General features: G+C 64.7%; 18 protein-coding genes. 11 read left to right on the forward strand and 7 right to left on the reverse strand.

The features are described 5' to 3' along the window. Positions 1-7 precede the first annotated feature (7 nt). The gene (locus HNQ40_RS13420) at positions 8-859 is read right to left on the reverse strand and encodes a menaquinone biosynthetic enzyme MqnA/MqnD family protein (RefSeq protein WP_184678335.1); all 852 of its coding nucleotides are present in this window, start codon (positions 857-859) and stop codon (positions 8-10) included. 113 nt (positions 860-972) lie between these two features. Here HNQ40_RS13420 and HNQ40_RS13425 point away from each other — a divergent pair, with 113 nt between their 5' ends. Genes HNQ40_RS13425 through ispF form a run of 3 tightly spaced genes read left to right on the forward strand, consistent with a single transcriptional unit; the run spans position 973 to position 3,591 of the window. Beyond that, complete coding sequence (locus tag HNQ40_RS13425; RefSeq protein WP_184678336.1) at positions 973-2,376, forward strand: sigma-54-dependent transcriptional regulator; 1,404 nt, start codon at positions 973-975, stop codon at positions 2,374-2,376. 8 nt (positions 2,377-2,384) lie between these two features. Next, the gene (locus tag HNQ40_RS13430) at positions 2,385-3,077 is read left to right on the forward strand and encodes a DUF1963 domain-containing protein (RefSeq protein ID WP_184678337.1); all 693 of its coding nucleotides are present in this window, start codon (positions 2,385-2,387) and stop codon (positions 3,075-3,077) included. Beyond that, the gene (gene ispF, locus HNQ40_RS13435) at positions 3,040-3,591 is read left to right on the forward strand and encodes a 2-C-methyl-D-erythritol 2,4-cyclodiphosphate synthase (RefSeq protein ID WP_184678338.1); all 552 of its coding nucleotides are present in this window, start codon (positions 3,040-3,042) and stop codon (positions 3,589-3,591) included. The genes HNQ40_RS13430 and ispF overlap by 38 nt, the downstream gene beginning before the upstream one ends. Positions 3,592-3,812: 221 nt before the next feature. On the opposite strand, the gene HNQ40_RS13440 is transcribed toward ispF, so the two are convergent. The 3 genes from HNQ40_RS13440 to HNQ40_RS13450 form a co-directional block, all read right to left on the reverse strand. Beyond that, complete coding sequence (locus HNQ40_RS13440; protein WP_184678339.1) at positions 3,813-4,175, reverse strand: hypothetical protein; 363 nt, start codon at positions 4,173-4,175, stop codon at positions 3,813-3,815. A 388-nt stretch (positions 4,176-4,563) separates the two neighbouring features. Next, a complete protein-coding gene (locus HNQ40_RS13445; RefSeq protein WP_184678340.1) occupies positions 4,564-5,172 on the reverse strand; it encodes an acetyltransferase in 609 nt (202 codons plus the stop codon). 10 nt (positions 5,173-5,182) lie between these two features. Next, the gene (locus HNQ40_RS13450; RefSeq protein ID WP_184678341.1) at positions 5,183-5,698 is read right to left on the reverse strand and encodes a hypothetical protein; all 516 of its coding nucleotides are present in this window, start codon (positions 5,696-5,698) and stop codon (positions 5,183-5,185) included. A 52-nt stretch (positions 5,699-5,750) separates the two neighbouring features. On the opposite strand from HNQ40_RS13450, the gene HNQ40_RS13455 reads away from it, so the two are divergent. From HNQ40_RS13455 to HNQ40_RS13475, 5 genes are all read left to right on the forward strand, one after another. Next, positions 5,751-6,575, forward strand: a complete 825-nt coding sequence (locus HNQ40_RS13455) for an NAD(P)H-hydrate epimerase (protein WP_184678342.1) — start codon at positions 5,751-5,753, stop codon at positions 6,573-6,575. 81 nt (positions 6,576-6,656) lie between these two features. Continuing rightward, complete coding sequence (locus tag HNQ40_RS13460) at positions 6,657-6,989, forward strand: hypothetical protein (RefSeq protein WP_184678343.1); 333 nt, start codon at positions 6,657-6,659, stop codon at positions 6,987-6,989. Positions 6,990-7,162: 173 nt separating this feature from the next. Further along, positions 7,163-8,428: a lipoyl synthase gene (locus HNQ40_RS18740; protein ID WP_221435532.1), complete on the forward strand. Its 1,266-nt coding sequence runs from the start codon at positions 7,163-7,165 to the stop codon at positions 8,426-8,428. A 62-nt stretch (positions 8,429-8,490) separates the two neighbouring features. Continuing rightward, positions 8,491-10,071, forward strand: a complete 1,581-nt coding sequence (gene dacB / locus HNQ40_RS13470; RefSeq protein ID WP_184678344.1) for a D-alanyl-D-alanine carboxypeptidase/D-alanyl-D-alanine endopeptidase — start codon at positions 8,491-8,493, stop codon at positions 10,069-10,071. A 50-nt stretch (positions 10,072-10,121) separates the two neighbouring features. Next, entirely contained in the window at positions 10,122-11,075 is a 954-nt protein-coding gene (locus tag HNQ40_RS13475; RefSeq protein ID WP_184678345.1) for a sulfotransferase domain-containing protein, read from the forward strand. A gap of 97 nt (positions 11,076-11,172) precedes the next feature. On the opposite strand, the gene HNQ40_RS13480 is transcribed toward HNQ40_RS13475, so the two are convergent. Beyond that, the gene (locus HNQ40_RS13480; RefSeq protein ID WP_184678346.1) at positions 11,173-11,658 is read right to left on the reverse strand and encodes a hypothetical protein; all 486 of its coding nucleotides are present in this window, start codon (positions 11,656-11,658) and stop codon (positions 11,173-11,175) included. A gap of 235 nt (positions 11,659-11,893) precedes the next feature. Here HNQ40_RS13480 and rpsF point away from each other — a divergent pair, with 235 nt between their 5' ends. From rpsF to rplI, 3 genes are all read left to right on the forward strand, one after another. After that, on the forward strand, positions 11,894-12,292 hold the full coding sequence (gene rpsF, locus HNQ40_RS13485; RefSeq protein WP_184678347.1) for a 30S ribosomal protein S6: 399 nt from the start codon (positions 11,894-11,896) through the stop codon (positions 12,290-12,292). Between the two features lie 122 nt (positions 12,293-12,414). After that, the gene (locus tag HNQ40_RS13490) at positions 12,415-12,915 is read left to right on the forward strand and encodes a single-stranded DNA-binding protein (RefSeq protein WP_184678348.1); all 501 of its coding nucleotides are present in this window, start codon (positions 12,415-12,417) and stop codon (positions 12,913-12,915) included. 141 nt (positions 12,916-13,056) lie between these two features. Continuing rightward, complete coding sequence (gene rplI, locus HNQ40_RS13495; protein ID WP_184678349.1) at positions 13,057-13,626, forward strand: 50S ribosomal protein L9; 570 nt, start codon at positions 13,057-13,059, stop codon at positions 13,624-13,626. 86 nt (positions 13,627-13,712) lie between these two features. Here rplI and HNQ40_RS13500 read toward each other — a convergent pair whose 3' ends face one another. Continuing rightward, a complete protein-coding gene (locus tag HNQ40_RS13500; protein WP_184678350.1) occupies positions 13,713-15,005 on the reverse strand; it encodes a hypothetical protein in 1,293 nt (430 codons plus the stop codon). A gap of 160 nt (positions 15,006-15,165) precedes the next feature. After that, positions 15,166-17,499 carry an HD family phosphohydrolase gene (locus HNQ40_RS13505; RefSeq protein WP_184678351.1) on the reverse strand — a complete coding sequence of 778 codons (2,334 nt, stop codon included), beginning with the start codon at positions 17,497-17,499 and terminating at the stop codon, positions 15,166-15,168. Between the last annotated feature and the right edge of the window lie 182 nt (positions 17,500-17,681).

The raw sequence follows: 17,681 nt of genomic DNA on the forward strand, positions 1-17,681 counted from the left end.
CCACGGCTCACGACTCACTCGAAACGCGTTTCGTGTCCGACACATCCAATGATTCAATCAACCCCAATGACTCCAGACGCCCGCGGAAATGCGCGATCGCGTCCAACTCCCGCTCGCCAACTTCAAACCGAAGAATGTTCCCGAGATACTCCGCCGCCATGTCCGCCGGCCAACCGTGCGTCGCCGCGTAGGTCTGCACAATCTCATCCAGCCGCCCGAGGTTCGCTTTGAGCGTCTCACTCAACACCGTCGGCAACTCGCCGAGCTCGCCGTCCGCTTTCGCCAGCCAAGTCGCAAACACGAACGGCCGATCTGTGAGGTCATGCCACGCCGCGCCCAAATCCAGCTGATATGGGTACACCGTCGCCGGCGGCGCGTTCGTCACCACCTTGTCGCCGATTAGCAGCATCGCCTCGGGCGGGTGCGCCGGGTCCACGGGCGTCTGCCCCGCGAGCTGGGCCCGCGTGTCGTAGTGCACCAGCTCGGGCGTCAGCCCGTAAAGATCATGCAGCAACACCCGCAGCAGCAACACGGACGTATGGCTGTCCGTGTCCGCGTGGATCTTCGTCAGTTTCTCCATCGGCACCCGGCTGAACAAACGCACCGTCAGCGTCGGCCCCTCACACGCGATCCCGCCCACCGGCACCAGCCGTGTCGCCTCGGGATGGAAAAAATGGTCCACCACCGAGCACAACGCCAGGTCGACTTCCCCGGACAAGAGCCGCCCGATCAGCCGCGACGGCACCTCCAGCTGCAGCTCGCCCGCCTCCGCCGGCAGCCCGTGAATAAGCGGCTTGGCGTTGAGGTACGACACGCAGCCGATGCGTTTCGAGTTGGGGGTCGATTCGGCGTCTACCATAGCCTTGAATTATAGTTGTGTCCCCGGCGTGTTGACGACATCCACGCGACAAGTCGCGGCGCTTCGATGTTTATTCACCCAATCACCAAATCGCCCCATCACCCAATCATTACATGACCCCTCCCGATTCCACCCCCGACGCCCCCGAAGCCATCACCGCCCAGGTCCTGGTCATCGACGACGAGCCCGACCACGCCGAGGTCATGGCCGAGGCGTTGCGCCGCCTCGGCCACGTCTGCACGCTCGTCCACTCCCTCGACGACGCCAAGGACGAACTCGCCCACGGCAACTTCGACCTCGTCGTCACCGACCTCAAGATGGACGCCGAGGACGACGGCATGAACGTCCTTGCCGCCGCCCGCTCCACCCAGCCCAACGCCGAGACCGTCATGGTCACCGCCCACGGCGACGTCCCCACCGCCAAGGCCGCCATCAAGGGCGGCGCCTTCGACTTCATCGAAAAACCCCTCGACCTCGACGTCTTCCGCACGCTTTGTTCTAACGCGATCAACACCGTCTTCCTCCGCGCCCAGAACGACGACCTCCGCGCCCGCCTCGACGACCAGTACGGCTTCGAGGGCATCATCGGCAACTCCCCGCCCATCCGTCAGCTCATCGCCACGATGAAGCAGATCGCCCCCAGCCCCATTCCCGTGCTCATCACCGGCGAATCCGGCACCGGCAAAGAACTCGTCGCCCAGGCCATCCACAACAACTCCAAACGCGCCAAGCGCCAGTTCGCCCCGCTCAACTGCGCGGGCTTGTCGGAGTCCATCCTCGAAGACGAACTCTTCGGCCACGTCCGCGGCGCGTTCACCGGCGCCGAGAAAGACCGCCAGGGCCGATTCGAATACGCCAACCACGGCACGCTCTTCCTCGACGAAGTCGGCGACATGCCCAAGAGCATGCAGGCCAAGCTCCTCCGCGTCCTCCAGTCCGGCGAGGTCGTCCGCGTCGGTTCCAACGAGCCGCGCATCGTCGACGTCCGCCTCGTCAGCGCGACCAACCACGACCTTGCCGAGCGGGTCAAAGAGGGCGAGTTCCGCGAGGACCTGTACTTCCGCATCAAGGGCGTCGAGCTCAAGCTGCCCGCCCTGCGCGAACGCCGGGAAGACATCCCGCTGCTGACCCGCCATTTTGTGTCACGCTACGCGAACGAGATGGAAAAGGAAGTCCCCGCGATCGCCGAGGACGTGCAGATGACCTTGATGCAGTACGACTGGCCCGGCAATGTCCGCCAGCTCATGAACGTCATCCAGAACATGGTCGTCATCGCCGACGGCGACACCCTCGAGCCCCGCCACCTCCCCCCGGAAGTGTCGCAAGCGACGGCCGGCGGCGAAGGCGACGCGTCCGCCCCGATCAACACCGGCGGCATGTCGCTCGACCAACTCGAAAAACAAGCCATCCGCGACACCCTCCGCACCACCGGCGGCAACCGCGAACAAGCCGCCAAAATGCTCGGCATCGGCGAACGCACGCTCTACCGGAAGCTCAAAGAGTACGGATTGAAGTGAGGTGATCTATGCCGACATCACACCGACTATCGTTTCGCCCTGCTAAGAAACCAATCTCAGAATTAATCGATAAGTTTGGGGGGCAGCCGGTCTGGCTGGAACAGCCCGAGTGGCCACTTAGCCGTTCCACCGGGAAGCCGATGCAATTTATCGGGCAGTTCAGTTTGCAGCGAATCGAAGGCTACCAAGGCACAGCGCAATTCGCCTATCTCTTTATGAGTGATGATGGTGATGAATACATTGATGGGACTTGGGAGCCCGAGGGTGGCGAAAACTGCCTGTTGCTTCAGCCAGGGAATATTGCTTCGGTTACCACCAATCCAATTGAGAATGGGCCAGGTCTCTATGCCATGAAAAAGAAATTTGGCCGAAAGCGACTCTCGCCTGTTTCGTGTGAGTTCCACGTTGATCACACTTCGATATCCGAGCCCGAATTTCTGTCTCAAGATCAGTTATTGAAAATGGATGACGCCGACGGCGACCGATACGTCGATGCGACATCTGGTAATAAGATTGGAGGGGTTCCGGGATTCTTGCAGAATGATGAGTTTCCTTCGGAGCCAGCCATAGACTGGCTCCTCGCGCTTCAGCTTGATTCTGGCAGCGTCCCTTTTCATATCAATTTCGGGGATGCTGGCATCGGTTACGCTTTCGTGAAGGCCGATGGTTCAGACGCTCGTTTTCTTTGGCAGTGCTGCTAGACACGCGTTCAGGAGAATTCCAATCAGTAGACATCCCCGAATCGGCCACGGCTTTGATCTGCACCGCCTTGAAGAAGGCTTGCCCCTTATCGTCGGTGGCGTTGAGCTGGAACACGACCGCGGGTGTGCTGCGCATTCGGATGGGGATGTGGTTTATCACGCGGTAACGGATGCGATCCTCGGGGCGCTCGGGCTGGACGACATCGGGCAGCTCTTTCCCGACAACGACCCGCAGTGGAAGGGCGCCGACTCGTCGGTGTTTGTCCGCGAAGCGGTGCTGCGGATGGACGGGGCGGGGTATGACATCGGCAATCTCGACATCACGGTCATCCTGCAGAAACCCAAGCTCAGCCCCCACAAAGCCGCGATGCACGCCAACCTCGCCGAGCTGTTGCATTGCGAGGCGTCGCGCATCAACCTCAAGGGCAAGACCCACGAGAAGGTGGATGCCCTGGGTGAAAACCGTGCGATCGCGTGTCACGTCGTGGTGTTGCTCGTCCCCACCGAATCCTAAAACTTTAGCCGGGGGGCAATGACCCCATGTGCCGCGGCTGGAACGTCCATTGTTGTGCGCACAAGATGATGCGTGCGATGCAGGAAGTGACGCGGCTGGAAAAAACTTTTTCGCCTTGTTTTTGTGGTGGTTTGACACGCTGGGGCCGTGAAACGAACCGGGGGTGCGCACCGGGGATTCGCCGCGCCCCCAGGTATGGGCGACAACACTTTTACATCCGATCAACACGTAGGGTGGGCATTGCCCACCGGGGCCATTTCTGAGAACGCGGCGGTGGACGGTGCCCACCCTACGGATCCGCGGGAGGCGGAGCTGTTGGAGGTCATGCTTGGCGGGGTGGAGGACGTGGCGAACACGGCCAAGCGATTGGGGATGTCGCCGGCGCAGATCGCCAAGTGGGCGGGGTCGCTGGAAACGCGGCGGGCGGTGGCGGGGGTGCGGGTGTTGGCGGAGCTGCAGGCGCAGCTGGCGCTGTCGCGGCTGCGGGTGTATGCGGTGAATCGGTTGGGGAAGTTGGCGCTCGACGATGAGGTGCCGGTGGAGACGGGGCGGAAGGCGGCGCAGGCGTTGTTGTGCGTGGACATGGATCGCGTGGCGGGGCGGGTGCCGGACGCGGGGGATGCGGAGGAGTTTGGGGTGGAGCAGGAGTTGGCGTCGCTGCGGGCGGCGTTGTTTGGGGAGCCGGAAGAAGAGGGTGGAGGTGAGCGACCTGCGGGGGGTGATCACGATCCCGATGACGACGGGCCGGGTGGCGGTGGTGGTTCGGACCCCTCCCCCGCCGGGGGAGGTGGCCCGCGCAGCGGGTCGGTGGGGGAAGGTGGTGTTGGAGTTGGCGGGGGCGTGGATCAGTCGCCGAAGTTGACGAGTGATCCGAGTGCCCTCACCCCAACCCTCTCCCGGGGGGAGAGGGAGCAAGACCGATCTGAGGCTGCCCCCCAATGTGAGAGGGGGCCAAGGCAGGAAGGCACTGGCTCAGCACGGCCGGGCGGGGATGCCGATGGCGGTGGTGTGGTCGGGGATGTCGGTGACGGCGACGGCCCCGGCGCCGACGATGCAGTGTTGGCCGAGGGTGACGCCGGGCAGGATCTTGGCGCCGACGCCGACGAGGGTGCGTTCGTGGACGGTGACGCGGCCGGCGAGGGCGGCTTTGGGGGCGAGGTGGACCGCGGGGCCGACGGTGCAGTGGTGCTCGACCACGGCACCGGAGTTGATGATGACCGCGTCGCCGAGGGTGGCGTGGGTGTTGACCACCGCGAGGGGGCCGACGTAGACGCTTTCGCCGAGGGTCGCGCCGGGGCTGATCACGGCCGAGGGGTGGATGACGTTGGTGAACGTTCGGCCCTCGGCGCGGAGGCGTTTGAGGATGGCCAGCCGGGTGGCGTTGTCGCCGATGGCGACGATGAACTGGGCGTCGGCCAGGCGGGGGTCGTCCGGGGCGAGGAGGTTGGGGATCGACGGGTCGTCGTCGAGGTGGCCCAGGACCTGTCGGCCCGCGACCTGGGCGGTGTCGGCGACGACCGTGCCGTGGTCGCCGGCACCGACAATGACGAGCGGCGGGGTGGGATTGGCGGACTGGATCATGATCGGCGGGTCAGCTTGAGGGCGGGGCAGCGGGTGGATCGGGGGCGGGCTCGGCGGCACCGCGGGAGGCGTCTTTCGGCGGGGCGAAACGCTCGGCCAGGTTCGCGTCCCACGCCTTGTCGGTCGGAAGCAGCGGCGTGTCGTGGAACTCGCTCTGGCAACGGTAGCAGACCAGATAACGCTTGGCGTACAGGTAGATCAGCAGGTCGAGGCCCAGCACGACCGCGAGCACGATGAGTGCGGGGGTCGAGAGCCCGAAGCCGTAGAAGACCATGGCGATCACCGCGGCGGCAACGATCAGGGCGAACACGGTGAGCTGCGGCACGTTTTTCTTGAGGTAGAACTCCGGGCACCCGCACACTGGGCAGTGGCGGAGGTTGCCCTTGTCGTCGAGGGCTTTGTCCCAGTCCAGCGAGATCGCCGGGCCGCGGCCGTCGGTGGCTTTGACGACGGTGGGCGGGTTGGCGGGGTCGACGTGGACCGTCAGCCGGGGGTTGCCCTGGTTGTCTTTGATGTCTATCCGCACGTCGGGGTCTCAGCGGTAGAAGAAAACGCGATCGGTTCGATAGGATGATCGGATGGAACAAGACATGTACGACAATGATAGTCCGATTCGCCTGACCCGCCAGCAGTCGCGAGCGGTGGATCGATACGCGATCGAGGAACTCGGGATCCCGGGCGTGGTGCTGATGGAGAACGCGGGGATCAACGCGGCGGGAGCGGTGTTCGATCTGCTGCGGGACGCGTTTGAGTTTGAGGTGGACGAGGAGAACGCGCGGATCGCCATCGTGTGTGGCGGCGGGAACAACGGCGGGGACGGGTATGTGGTGGCGCGGCAGCTGAAGTGTTGGGGGATGTCGCCGGTGGTATACGCGGTGAAGCCAGTGGGGGAGCTGACGGGCGATGCGAAGGTGATGGCGGACGCGTGGGTTAGTGTGGGCGGGTCGGTGGTGGAGGCGTCGGAGGAGGCCGCGGTCGAGCGGGTTTCTGGAGAGTGGCAAGTGGCTCACGTGGTGGTGGATGCGCTGCTGGGCACGGGGTACGGCGTTGAGAAGGGCGGCCTGCGGGGCGCGACGGCCGCGGCGGTGCGGGCGATGGCGGGGTTGGTGGAGGAGGATTCGGACGGCGGGGCGGAGTTCCGTGGGCGGATCGTGTCGCTGGATGTGCCCTCGGGGATGGACGCGGACACCGGCGAGGTGGCGGGTGGTACGGGTGGAGGAGCTTCCGGGGGAGCGGTGCGGGCAGACCAGACCATCACGTTCGTGGCCGAGAAGGTGGGATTTGGGGTGGCGGGAGCCGAAAAGTGGCTCGGTCGGGTGGTGACGGCGGATATCGGGCTGCCGTGGGATGTGGTCGAGGCGGCCTTGGCGGGGCTGGAGGGCGGCCCGGGAGGTGGGGCTTGACCCAGAGCAGCGGATTTGGCACACTATGCGGCTCGACACCGCCCAGCGACCTTTCGCGGGGCCTATCCCGGAACACCGACCATGAGCGCCATCAACGAACTCGCCACCGGCACCAAGATCAACGTCAAGATCGTCAAGCAGCCCACCTCGGCCGCCGCGTCCAAGACGCTGGTCCGTCTCCTGAGCAAAGACCCCGCCGTGATCGCCGAGAACAAGCGTCACGCCAAGATCCGCAATAAGTCGCAGTGGATGTCCACTCGTGGCGGCCGTTGGCGTATCTGGGAATCGCGTCTGGCCAAGCAGCACCCGGTCAAGGGTGCCCTGGGCGAAGAAGGCACCATCGTGGCCAGCTACGACGTGCTCAAGGACCTGCCCAGCGTCGAGCGCTTCGTCGAAGTGACCGCGGTCAACTAAAACAGAACACACACGTTCAGGGGCCAGCCCACCGGCTGGAGACGAACGAAAGTAGTGCGATCGCCGAGGTACCCCGGAGGAGGGATACCTCGGCGGTTGTTTTATGGGTGGCTGGGCAAACCCCGCGATCAACACCCCTGCACATCCGCACGCAGACTGGCTAGGATAGAAGCGTGAATATCTCACTCTCCAACATGGTGCTGGACAACCAGACCCACGCCTCGGTCCCCGGCAGCGGCGGCAAAGCCTCGGGCGACGGTTCCGGGGGCGGCATCGAGTTCATCCGCAAGAAGAAGCCCGACTGGCTCCGCGCCCCGCTCCCCGGCGGGCCCGGCTACGGCGAGACCCGAAGCCTCGTCGACAAATACCAGCTCCACACCGTCTGCGAATCCGCCAAGTGCCCCAACCTCGGCGAGTGCTGGGCCCGCGGCACCGCGACGATGATGATCCTCGGCGACGTCTGCACCCGAGCCTGCGGCTTCTGCAACATCAAGACCGGCCGGCCCCCGGAGTACGACCTCGACGAGCCGCGCCGCGTCGGCGAAGCGGCGGCACTGATGCGCCTCAAGCACATCGTCATCACCAGTGTGAACCGCGACGAGCTGCCGGATGGCGGGGCGGAGATCTGGGCGGAGACCATCCGCGAGATCCGTCGACACTCGCCCGGCACACAGATCGAGGTGCTCATCCCCGACTTCTGCGGCGACTGGGATGCGCTGCAGATCGTGCTGGACGAACGGCCCGAGATCCTGAATCACAACATGGAATCGGTGAAGCGGCTGTATAAGGTTGTCCGGCCGCAAGCGATTTACGAACGCTCGATCGAGCTGCTCCGCCGGGCGAAGGCCCAGGGCCTGACCGTCAAGACCGGCATCATGGTCGGCATCGGCGAACGCGAAGAAGAGATCGAAGAACTCATCCGCGACGTCACCGAAGGCACCCGCGTCACGGGCGTCGCTTCGGACAACCCCGCGACGAACATCGACCCGTTCGCCGTCCCCGACCCGAACCGCAACCTACCCGAAGGCACCACGCTCGAGCGCACCGTGACCGGCGAGCTCAAGCCCGCCCTCGGTGAGAAGCTCCGCCGCGGCGGGTACCTCGTGCAGCAGACGACCAACCCGTATTGGAAGCATGACACGCCCGCTAAGCCGCAAGCGGCTTTTGCCGAAGCGCGTGCCGCCGAGGTTGGGTATCCCCACGCGACCTACCCCGGCGTCCACGAGACGTGCGACATCCTCACCATCGGCCAGTACCTCCAGCCGACGCGGAACCACCTGCCCATCTCCCGCTGGGTCACGCCCGCCGAGTTTGTCGAGTACAAACGCCTCGCCGAGGAGATCGGCTTCCGCCACTGCGAGTCCGGCCCGCTGGTGCGTTCGTCGTATCACGCCGATGAGCAGGTCCTGCAGATGGAAGACGTGGCTGGCCGATCTTGATCGTGACGATCGACCCGGTGGGGGATACGCGTTTTTCATTCATCTGATTGCACGGAAGCAAGATGGCTCTGAATCGCCTCAAGTTGTTGGTTCTGAACAAGAAGTACGTCGGGCTGTTGCTTGGCGTGGCGATGTTTTTGGCATTCACGGGCGGCGGGGCGGCGGCGGACGAGTCGTTGGCCGCGTCGTTGAACACGGCCCTGAGCCAGCCGTCCAAGAACAAGTCCAAGGTCTCGGCGGTGGTGGTGGATGTGCATACGGGCGACACGCTGTACGCCAACCGTTATGCGAACGATGGGTTCATCCCCGCGAGCAACATGAAGCTCGTGACCTCGGCGGTGGCGCTGCACACCTACGGGCCCGAAGCGAAGTTCACGACGACGCTCGCGGTGGCGGGCGACGACCTCTTGGTCATTGGCACGGGCGACCCGGCGTTTGGCGATGCGAAGTTGGCCGAGCGCGACGGGCGGACGCCGATGTCGGTGCTCGACGACTGGGCGATGGCCTTGCGGAACGCGGGGATCGTGAAGATCAAGGGCGACCTGGTCGTGATCGACACCGTATTCGACGACAAACTCGTGCACCCGACCTGGAGCAGCAACAACCGGCTGCAGTGGTACGGCGCTCCTGTTGCGGGGGTGAGCTTCAACAGCAATTGCGTGGACTTCACGTTCGTGCCGACCTCGGCGGGGAAGTCGGCGACGATCCTGACCGTGCCGGCCGAGGGCGGCTTTGTCGTGCAGGGCAGCGTGAAGACCGTCGGCAAGGACGGCAAGCATAACCCTGTGCTCGGTAAACGCCCCGCGCCCGAGAAGGGCATGAGCGTGTACACCGTGCGGGGCAACCTCAAGCAGAGGTCGGGCCCGCACCCCAAGCCCGTCGACGACCCGCGGCTCTTCCTCGGCGAAGTGCTCAAGGCCCACTTCGCCCGCCACGGCATCGAGATCGCGGGCCACGTCCGCCTCGAAGAGCGTGTGACCTCGGAGATGGCGCAGCGGTCCCGCGTGATCGCGACCCACCAGACAGCGCTGCCCGACATACTCGGCCGGGTGAACACCGACAGCCAGAACATGATGGCCGAGGCGCTCGCCAAGCTGAACGGCTGGGCGTACGAACTGCGGCAGGGCAACCTCCGCGACCGCGGCACGTGGATCGGCGGGCACGCGGCGGCGATCGCGTTTCTCAAGAGCCAGGGCATCGACACGGTCTCGGTCGTCTCGGCCGACGGCTCGGGGCTCTCGCGCGACAACCGCGTCAGTGCCGCGGTGTTGGCCCGGCTGCTCGAAACCATGCTGCGCGACCACGAACACAGTGAGTACTACCTCGACAGCCTCGCGGTCAGCGGCGTGCGCGGGTCGTTCCGCAAGCGGCTGAAGAGCCTGACGGGGCGGGTGTTTGCGAAGACCGGCACGATCAACGGCGTGAGCTCGTTGTCGGGCTACGTCTTCGCGGACAACGGCCGGATCGCGGCGTTCTCCATCCTCCACAACGGCCCGGCGGGTGGCTTCCGCCAACAACAGGACCGGGCGGTGCAGGCGATCTCGGATTGGCTCAACGATCAACCCGGCGTGGCGATCGAGGACCCGGACGTGGTCGAGGCGATGCGGCACGTGGGGCTGCTTGCTGAGCCCGTGGCTCAATGAATCACGATTCGATTGGCATCAGGCGGCCGATCGGACGATACAGAACACAGATGAACGCTTCTGAGACGACAGCCCAATCCGGTGATGCGGTGTCCGAATCCGCGCCTGCCCATCGCAAGCCCGATTTTCTCGGACTCGGCGGGATGCGGTGTGGGTCGACGACGCTGTGGGAGATGCTGCGGGTGCAGCCGGATGTGTTTTTACCCGAGCAGAAAGAGCTGCATTACTTCGATAACAAGGACGGGCTGTGGGATCGGGGCGTCGGGGCGTACCTGGATTACTTCGACGGCGCGAAGGCGGATCAGGTCTGCGGCGAGATCACGCCGGAGTATCTGTCGGTGGATTTCTGCACGCAGCGGATGAAGGACCTCGTGCCGGACGCCCGGCTGCTGGTGGTGCTGCGTGACCCGGTGTCGCGGGCATGGTCGCACTACCGGATGAGCGTGGGCTGGGGGGCGGAGACGCTGCCTTACGAGAAGGCGCTGCGGATGGAAGACCAGCGGCTTGTTGCGGCGGGGCGGGGGCCCGAGGGCATCGAAGCGAACGTGTCGTTTTCGTATCTGGAGCGTGGCCGGTACGTCGAGCATTTGGTACGGCTGGAGCAGGCGTTTAGCCGGGAGCAGTTGTTGGTGCTGATGCTGCCGGATTTTCGGAGTGATCGGCCGGGCGTGATGCGTCGGGTGCGTGAACACCTGGGGTTGCCCGCCGAGCCGCCGGGCGGTGAGTTGCAGCGTCCGCCGGAGACGACCAACGCGCTGGGCCCGATGTGCAAGAACCTGAAACTGAACCGCACGATCCAACGGCTGTATCCCGCGGCCCGGGGCGGGGACACGGTGCTGCACAAGGCGACCCGGAAGGGGCTGGACGCGGTGAAGCGGATGAACACGCTGTCCGAAAACCCCAAGCCCAGCGAGGCGGCGAACGCCTGGCTGCGGGAGTACTACGCCCCGTTCGACGCGGAACTGGAGCAGTGGTTGGGGCACCCGGTGCCTTGGCGGGCGTAGTGCGTAGGTCAGGCATGCTTGCCTGACACGAAGTTTCTATTTGCCGGTGTCAGGCAGGCATGCCTGACCTACGGAAAAAGTTTTTTGATCGTTGTCCTCAGCCGCGGCCTTGCAACCGATCGAGCTCACGCTTGAGCCGGGCGTTTTCGTTGCGGAGGTCTTCGAGCTCTGCAGACGACGCCGGGGACGCGGGCTCGGCTTGGGGTTCGGTGGCCGGTTCGGGAGAAGGGGGCAGGTGCTGGATGAGCGGGGCGAGGTCCTGGGGAGCGTGGATGACATCGTCTTCCCACGCGGCTTTGGGGTGGGCGACGCGGTCTTCGGTCCAGTACACGCCGGACCACATGCTGGTCTTGCAGGTGGCAAAGTGTTGATCGCCCTGGGCGTCGTAGTAGACGACTTCGTAGATGCGTTCGTTCTGGCTGCCGAACCAGCCCCGGCCGAACGGCGACCAATTGATGCTGATCACCCGGCCGCCCTGGCCGCGGATGTAATTCTCGATGCGCTGCCGATCCAGCGACCCGGCAAACAGGCGGAAGACCAGCGCGATCCCGGCGACACCGACGAAGAGCAAGAGAACAGGCATGGGGCCATTATGCGGCCTAATCCGCCGAGGGGATGCGTGGGGTCGCAGAATGATTCTCAGATTTGAGAGGGCCCGGCCCGGCTGACGGGGCCTGAACGCGGGTTTTGCATGAAAACCCCGATTCGGCTATTCTTTTCCGTTCGCCGTGAGCCGCCAGCGGGTGGCCAGGCCCCCTAACCCCCACCGGAAGCGGGTGTCCCGACAGGGCCCCGCAACCCCATACCGGAGAGTCGCTGTGGCTGACAACACCCCCAAACTGTACGAAGGCATGTTCCTGATGAGCCAAGCCTCGGTCTCGGCCGGCCTTGGCAACGCCCTGGACATCGTCCGCGGCATGCTCGATCGTGCCGACGCCGAAGTCCTGACCCTGGCCAAGTGGGAAGAGCGCAAGCTCGCCTACCCCATCAACGGCCACAAGCGCGGCACCTTCCTGCTGACGCTGTTCAAGGTCGCCCCCACCCAGATCGCCAACATCGAGCGTGACTGCAACCTGTCGGAAGACGTCGTCCGCGTGATGATGACCCGCGCCGACCACATGGGCGAAACCGAAATCGCCGAAGCGCTCAAGGCCGCGGAAGCCGCGGGTGATGCCGCGAACCTCGAAGAGGCTGAAGCCGCTTCGGCCGAAGCGTAAAGTTATATTTCGGATTGGGGATTTCGGATTTCGGAAACGCAGCGATCGATTGCTGTTGACCCCCGAATCTGAATTGCCAAGTCAATCCGAAATCCCAAATCCTCAATCCGAAATCAACCTCCATGGCCAGCTACAACCGCGTCATCCTGATGGGCAACCTCACCCGCGACCCCGAGGTGCGCTACCTGCCCAACAACACGGCGGTGGTGGACCTGGGCCTGGCGGTCAACGACCGCTACCAGGACAAGCAGTCCGGCGAGTGGGTCGATCGGCCAAACTTCATCGACTGCACCGCGTTCGGCAAGAGCGCCGAGTCGATCGGCAAGTTCTTCACCAAGGGTCGCCCGATCCTGGTCGAAGGCAAGCTGCGGTTCGAGCAGTGGGAAGACCGCCAGTCGGGCCAGAAGCGTTCGAAGCTGAAGGTGGTCATCGACCAGTGGAACTTCTGCGACAGCCGCGGAGGCGGCGAAGGCGGAGGCGGCGGTGGTTACGGCGGCGGCCAACAGGGCGGCGGCCGGAGCTACGGCAACCAGGGCGGCGGCCAGCAAGGCGGCGGCAACTACGGCGGCGGCGGTGGAGCCCCCCAGCACCAGCCGATCGAGGAAGACGACATCCCGTTCTGATCCGCGGATCAGCGATGGGGCGTGTAACTGAATTTGACATTTTTTCGTTGGTGTAGCGCCGCGACACTGGAATGATCGCGGGCCGACGCCTAACTTTCCCTCCAAGCCTCATGAATGAAGAGGCCAGAAAGGACAGCTCAGATGAAAACCATTGAACTCCTGCTCCTCGAAACCGTGGACAACCTCGGCATCGTGGGCGACGTCGTGAAGGTGAAGCCCGGCTTCGCCCGCAACTACCTCCTGCCCCACGGCATCGCGGTGCCCCCGACCCCCGAGATGGTCGAAGAACTCGCCGCCAAGCGTGCCGAAGAAGCCGCCCGCCTCGCCAAGCTGGCTGAAGAGCAAAAAGCCATGGTCGAGAAGCTCGAAGGCTTCGAGCTGACCGTCGAACGCTCGGCCAACGAGAACGGCCTGCTCTACGGCGGCGTCTCGCAGCACGAGATCGCCCTTGCCCTGCAAGCCGAAGGCTTCGCCATCGACGACCGCCACGTCCGCATCGGCGACCAGATCAAGCGTCTGGACGCGTACGACATTCCGATCGTGCTCAACAAGGAACTGAAGACCGAGATCAAGCTCTGGGTCGTCAGCGATGACCCGTCGGTCCAAGCGGTTGAAGAAGACGAGCCCGCCGAAGAGCAAGCCGAGGGTGGCGAAGAAGCCGTTGCCGAAGGTGAAGAGTCGGCCGAGGCAGTTACCGCCGACGCGGAATAAATCTGTGATTGATTAGTCAGCCGCTTGCGGCTTAGCGTTCAAGTGCTAAGCCGCAAGCGGCTTTTTTGTGCGCGGACGCGGGACATTCAAAACGCAAACACGAGGTTGAGGCTGCCCTGGTGGGCTTCATACCCGGCGTTGCCGAAGCTGGGGCGGTAGGAGGCGCGGACGCGTGAGTCGCGGTAGATGCGGACGCCGACGCCGACCTCGGGGCTGATCCAGTAGTCGACCGCGGCGTCGTTGAGGAACGTGAAGTAGCTGATGCCGCCGTCGATGAAGACGTTGCCGCCGGGCTGGTCGATGAAGACCGTGGCGACGAGGCCGGTGCTGAAGATGGACTGGCTGAGCTCGGTCTCGAACTCGAAGTCGTCGTAGATCGAATCGATGCCTTCGTAGGCGACGATCTGGCTGCCCCAGTTCACCGACACACGGTCGCCCAGCCCCAGGTGCACGTTCGCCGCGACCCCGCCGCCGACGAAGGAGCCGCCCGCCGCGGCGTCGAGCGAGCCGCCGCTGCCGCCGGAGAAGAACGGCGTGAGTTGCAGGCCGAAGCTGGTCTGCGTGCCGACCTCTTCGTCGCCGCCAACCTGGGTGACGGGCACGAGTTTCATCGGCACGGCGAAGTGGCCCACGGCGTGGCCGATGTCGGTGCCCTCGACATTCAGGTATTGGAACGACCCGCCCGCGGCGAAGCCCAGCCACTTGTTGACGAACGCTCCCCCGGCGACATCGACACCGCCCACGAAGCCGTCGAACGGTCCCGCCGAGACGCCGCCCGCGCTCGGGGTGACCTCGAACCAGGCGATCGTGCGGGTCGGCCCTTTTCGCTTGGGGCTGTCTGGCGAGGTTTGGAAGCGGCCGGGGTTGGCCCACTCCGGGCCGGACACGCCCAGGCCGTAGAGGTCGAAGAGGTGGCGGGCCCCGATCGCGGTGGTGCTGAACGGGTTGCCGTCGAGCACGGCAGCGACGGACTGCTCGCGGATCTGTTCGAGGAAGTCGGCGTAGACCTCCGCGCCGTCGTCCTGGATGAAGTCTTCGATCTGGTCGGCGAGGTTGTTGGCGTCGGTCCCGGCGAAGACCCGCGCGAAGCCGAGGCCCGGGAACTCGAGCGTGGCGGACGTGCCCGCGGCGTTGACCGTGATACGCACCGCGTCGGCGACCCCGGCGTAGTTGAGCGTGGAGACGACCGCCGAGCCGCTTAGGCTACTGAACGCGCCGGTCGTCTCGATCGCGTCTTCGTAGAGGTCTAGCACGCTGTCGCCCGTCGCGGTGACGGTGCCGCTGCCCACGGCGGTGATGGAAAACAAGTCGTCGGCGGAGGCCGAGCCGATAGCACAAGACGCAGCAGCGGCGAAGACGGCGGGGCGGAAGAACTTCATGTTGGATCCCTGATACGTGGTGATACCGGCAGGCTCAGCGTACTCACTGCCTGAGGGATGCGTCAATGCCTTGCGGGGCAGAGCGTGTTGCAGAAATGTGGTATCGGGACCAGGGCTGCGTAGCAGCCCGGCTGATGGTGAATGAGAGATCGTAGAGGGGTTACGCCGTGGCTTTGGCGTTGCCGTAGTCGGACTTCTTGCCGTCGGGGTACTTGATGCGGGTGTGGTACACAGCGCACAGTGTCTTGGTCACGGCGGCCTCGACCTTGGCCAGGTCGCGGAGGGTGAGGTTGCACTCGTCGAACTGGCCGTCCATCAGGCGTTTGTTGGCCATGGCGTGGACGAGCTGTTCGAGACGCGGGGCGGTGGGCTCGTCCATGGCGCGGGCGGCGCCTTCGATGCCGTCGCAGAGCAGCATGATGGCGGCTTCTTTGGACTGCGGTTTGGGGCCGGGGTAGCGGAACTCGAACTCGCTGGGGGCGGGCTTGTCTTCGGCTTCTTTCTGCTTCTTGGCGGCGTGGTAGAAGTATTCGACCAGCGTCGTGCCGTGGTGCGACTCGATGAAGTGGCGGACGGGCTGCGGGAGGTTGTACTCGCGGGCCATCTCGACGCCGTCTTTGACGTGGCCGACGATGATCAGCAGCGACATCGCGGGGGAGAGCTTGTTGTGCTTGTTGGGCCCGCCGCCCTGGTTCTCGATGAAGTACTGGGGCTTGTTGATCTTCCCGATGTCGTGGTACATCGACCCGACACGGCACAGCAGGCCGTCGGCGCCGATGGCCTCGGCGGCGGCTTCGGTCATGTCGGCGATGCGGAGCGAGTGCTGGTACGTACCGGCCGATTCCTGGGCGAGGCGTTGCAGCAGCGGGTGGCTGGCGTCGTTGAGTTCTTTCAGCGTCATCGCGGTGGTGACGTGGAAGAGTTTTTCTATGGTGGGCAGGATGCCTTGCACCAGCAGCCCGACGACGAACCCAGCGAGCAGGGTGTAGACCACGTCCGAGCCGAGCAGCCCCCACTGGGCCGACACTTCGATGTCCAGCAGCGGGACGTTCCACATCGACGGCAGGTCGAAGCTGCGTTCGGCCAACCCGCCGACGGCGGTGGCGAGCCCCATGGACAAGCCCGACCACAGGCCGACGCTGACCAGCTTGGATCGGCTACGCACCTCGCTGAGCTGGGCGACGGCGACACTGACGCCGACCATCATCACGATGGCCGCGGTCATGGGCAGGCGGAGGCTGATCACGATCAGCGTCGTGAGCATCAGACCCATCGCCAGAGCGAAGCGCTGGTCGTACACGATGGCGAAGACGATCGCGCCCAGTAGCGTCGAGAACGTGACCGCACCGATGGCGATCTGCGGCCAGATGCCCACGAGCAGCACGGCGATGCCCTGGCAAAGCAGCAGCATCGTGGTCAGCGCCAATCCACGCATCGGGTTGCGGCGGATCTTGGTGTGATAGGCGAAGACGTAGGCCCACACGCCGGTGCCCAGGATCGCCATCAGCCCCGCTGCGCCCAGCCAGGTCATCCACCAGCGGGCCAGCGGTTTCTGAGCTTCAAACGCGTCCTGCTCGGCGTGGATGAGCAGCAGCTCGTCGTTGGTCAGCCGGACGCCCGAGTTCACCAAAACGTCGTCGGGCTGGTAGGTCGCTTTTTCGATCTCGGCCGACTCGAAAGCGGCCTTCTTGCGTTCTGCCGTGAGGTCTTCGTTGAGGTAGTACGTCGGGGCGAGGTGCCGTTGGATGGTCGCGAGCACGGTGTCGCGGAGCTCGGGCTGGAAGTCGATGATGACTTCAGAAACGAGTCGGCGCTGGATCAGGTCCTCATTATCGATCGGGATCAGCACCCGCTCGGTATAGAGGTCTTCGGCTTCGGTGCCCTCATAGGGCTTGGGGTGGACGGCGTGGACCTGCCCGAGAGAATCGACCACATCCTGATATTGCTGGGGATCGAGAATGGGTTTGTTGAACAGCCGCTGTAGCATGCTTTCGGTGCGCTCGGTCCAGCGTTTGGGGGTGAGCCCATCAGGATCGGTGCCGTTGGCATATCGGCTGAGCAGCTCATATCCGCTTGGTGTAAGGCGGGTGCTCTCGGCGTAGTCGGGGGTGAGCTCTTCGTAGGGCGTCTCGGGGATACTCAGGAGCCCCAACACTTGTTCTTGGATATTGGTGTAGAGATCCTTGTTGTGGATGAACACCGGCGGGACGTCGCGCTGGGCGTAGTCGCGGTTGCGGTCGGTGGCCTCGGTGTCGATCGCCTCGAACGAGACGCGGGCGACCACGGGCTCGGAGACAAGCTGGTTGAGGTAGTAGGCGGGGCGGTTGTGGGCCGTCACCGCGATGGCGGCCCCGATCAGCGACAGGCAGAGCACGTACAGCGCCGCCCAGGCGACCTCGCGCTGGCGCACGATCTCCAGCCAACGCGGCGTGGGGCGTGGCACGGCACGACGGACGTCGCGGCGGCGGGCGTTGCTGCTTTTGCCATGGGGCATACGAGTCGGTCCTTGACGGGTCGGAGTGGGGCAGGCCCTTGCTATGGATCGGTCGATTCGCGTGAACGCTTGCCGACTCAGATTTTATCGCCCCCTCCGCGGGATGCCAGAGTTGTTATACCGGCCTTGGGGAATGAAATCGGTGGGTTTGTAACGGTTAGGGAAGATTGAGCCGCTTGCGG

Source organism: Algisphaera agarilytica (assembly GCF_014207595.1).
In the GTDB taxonomy this organism is placed as follows: domain Bacteria; phylum Planctomycetota; class Phycisphaerae; order Phycisphaerales; family Phycisphaeraceae; genus Algisphaera; species Algisphaera agarilytica.

Excerpts from the sequence above, each read along its gene's own strand:
- HNQ40_RS13420 (WP_184678335.1), bottom strand. The coding sequence starts at position 859 with ATGGTAGACGCCGAATCGACCCCCAACTCGAAACGCATCGGCTGCGTG.
- HNQ40_RS13425 (WP_184678336.1), top strand. The coding sequence starts at position 973 with ATGACCCCTCCCGATTCCACCCCCGACGCCCCCGAAGCCATCACCGCC.
- HNQ40_RS13430 (WP_184678337.1), top strand. The coding sequence starts at position 2,385 with ATGCCGACATCACACCGACTATCGTTTCGCCCTGCTAAGAAACCAATC.
- ispF (WP_184678338.1), top strand. The coding sequence starts at position 3,040 with ATGGTTCAGACGCTCGTTTTCTTTGGCAGTGCTGCTAGACACGCGTTC.
- HNQ40_RS13440 (WP_184678339.1), bottom strand. The coding sequence starts at position 4,175 with ATGTCCACGCACAACAACGCCTGCGCCGCCTTCCGCCCCGTCTCCACC.
- HNQ40_RS13445 (WP_184678340.1), bottom strand. The coding sequence starts at position 5,172 with ATGATCCAGTCCGCCAATCCCACCCCGCCGCTCGTCATTGTCGGTGCC.
- HNQ40_RS13455 (WP_184678342.1), top strand. The coding sequence starts at position 5,751 with ATGGAACAAGACATGTACGACAATGATAGTCCGATTCGCCTGACCCGC.
- HNQ40_RS13460 (WP_184678343.1), top strand. The coding sequence starts at position 6,657 with ATGAGCGCCATCAACGAACTCGCCACCGGCACCAAGATCAACGTCAAG.
- dacB (WP_184678344.1), top strand. The coding sequence starts at position 8,491 with ATGGCTCTGAATCGCCTCAAGTTGTTGGTTCTGAACAAGAAGTACGTC.
- HNQ40_RS13475 (WP_184678345.1), top strand. The coding sequence starts at position 10,122 with ATGAACGCTTCTGAGACGACAGCCCAATCCGGTGATGCGGTGTCCGAA.
- HNQ40_RS13480 (WP_184678346.1), bottom strand. The coding sequence starts at position 11,658 with ATGCCTGTTCTCTTGCTCTTCGTCGGTGTCGCCGGGATCGCGCTGGTC.
- HNQ40_RS13490 (WP_184678348.1), top strand. The coding sequence starts at position 12,415 with ATGGCCAGCTACAACCGCGTCATCCTGATGGGCAACCTCACCCGCGAC.
- rplI (WP_184678349.1), top strand. The coding sequence starts at position 13,057 with ATGAAAACCATTGAACTCCTGCTCCTCGAAACCGTGGACAACCTCGGC.
- HNQ40_RS13500 (WP_184678350.1), bottom strand. The coding sequence starts at position 15,005 with ATGAAGTTCTTCCGCCCCGCCGTCTTCGCCGCTGCTGCGTCTTGTGCT.
- HNQ40_RS13505 (WP_184678351.1), bottom strand. The coding sequence starts at position 17,499 with ATGCCCCATGGCAAAAGCAGCAACGCCCGCCGCCGCGACGTCCGTCGT.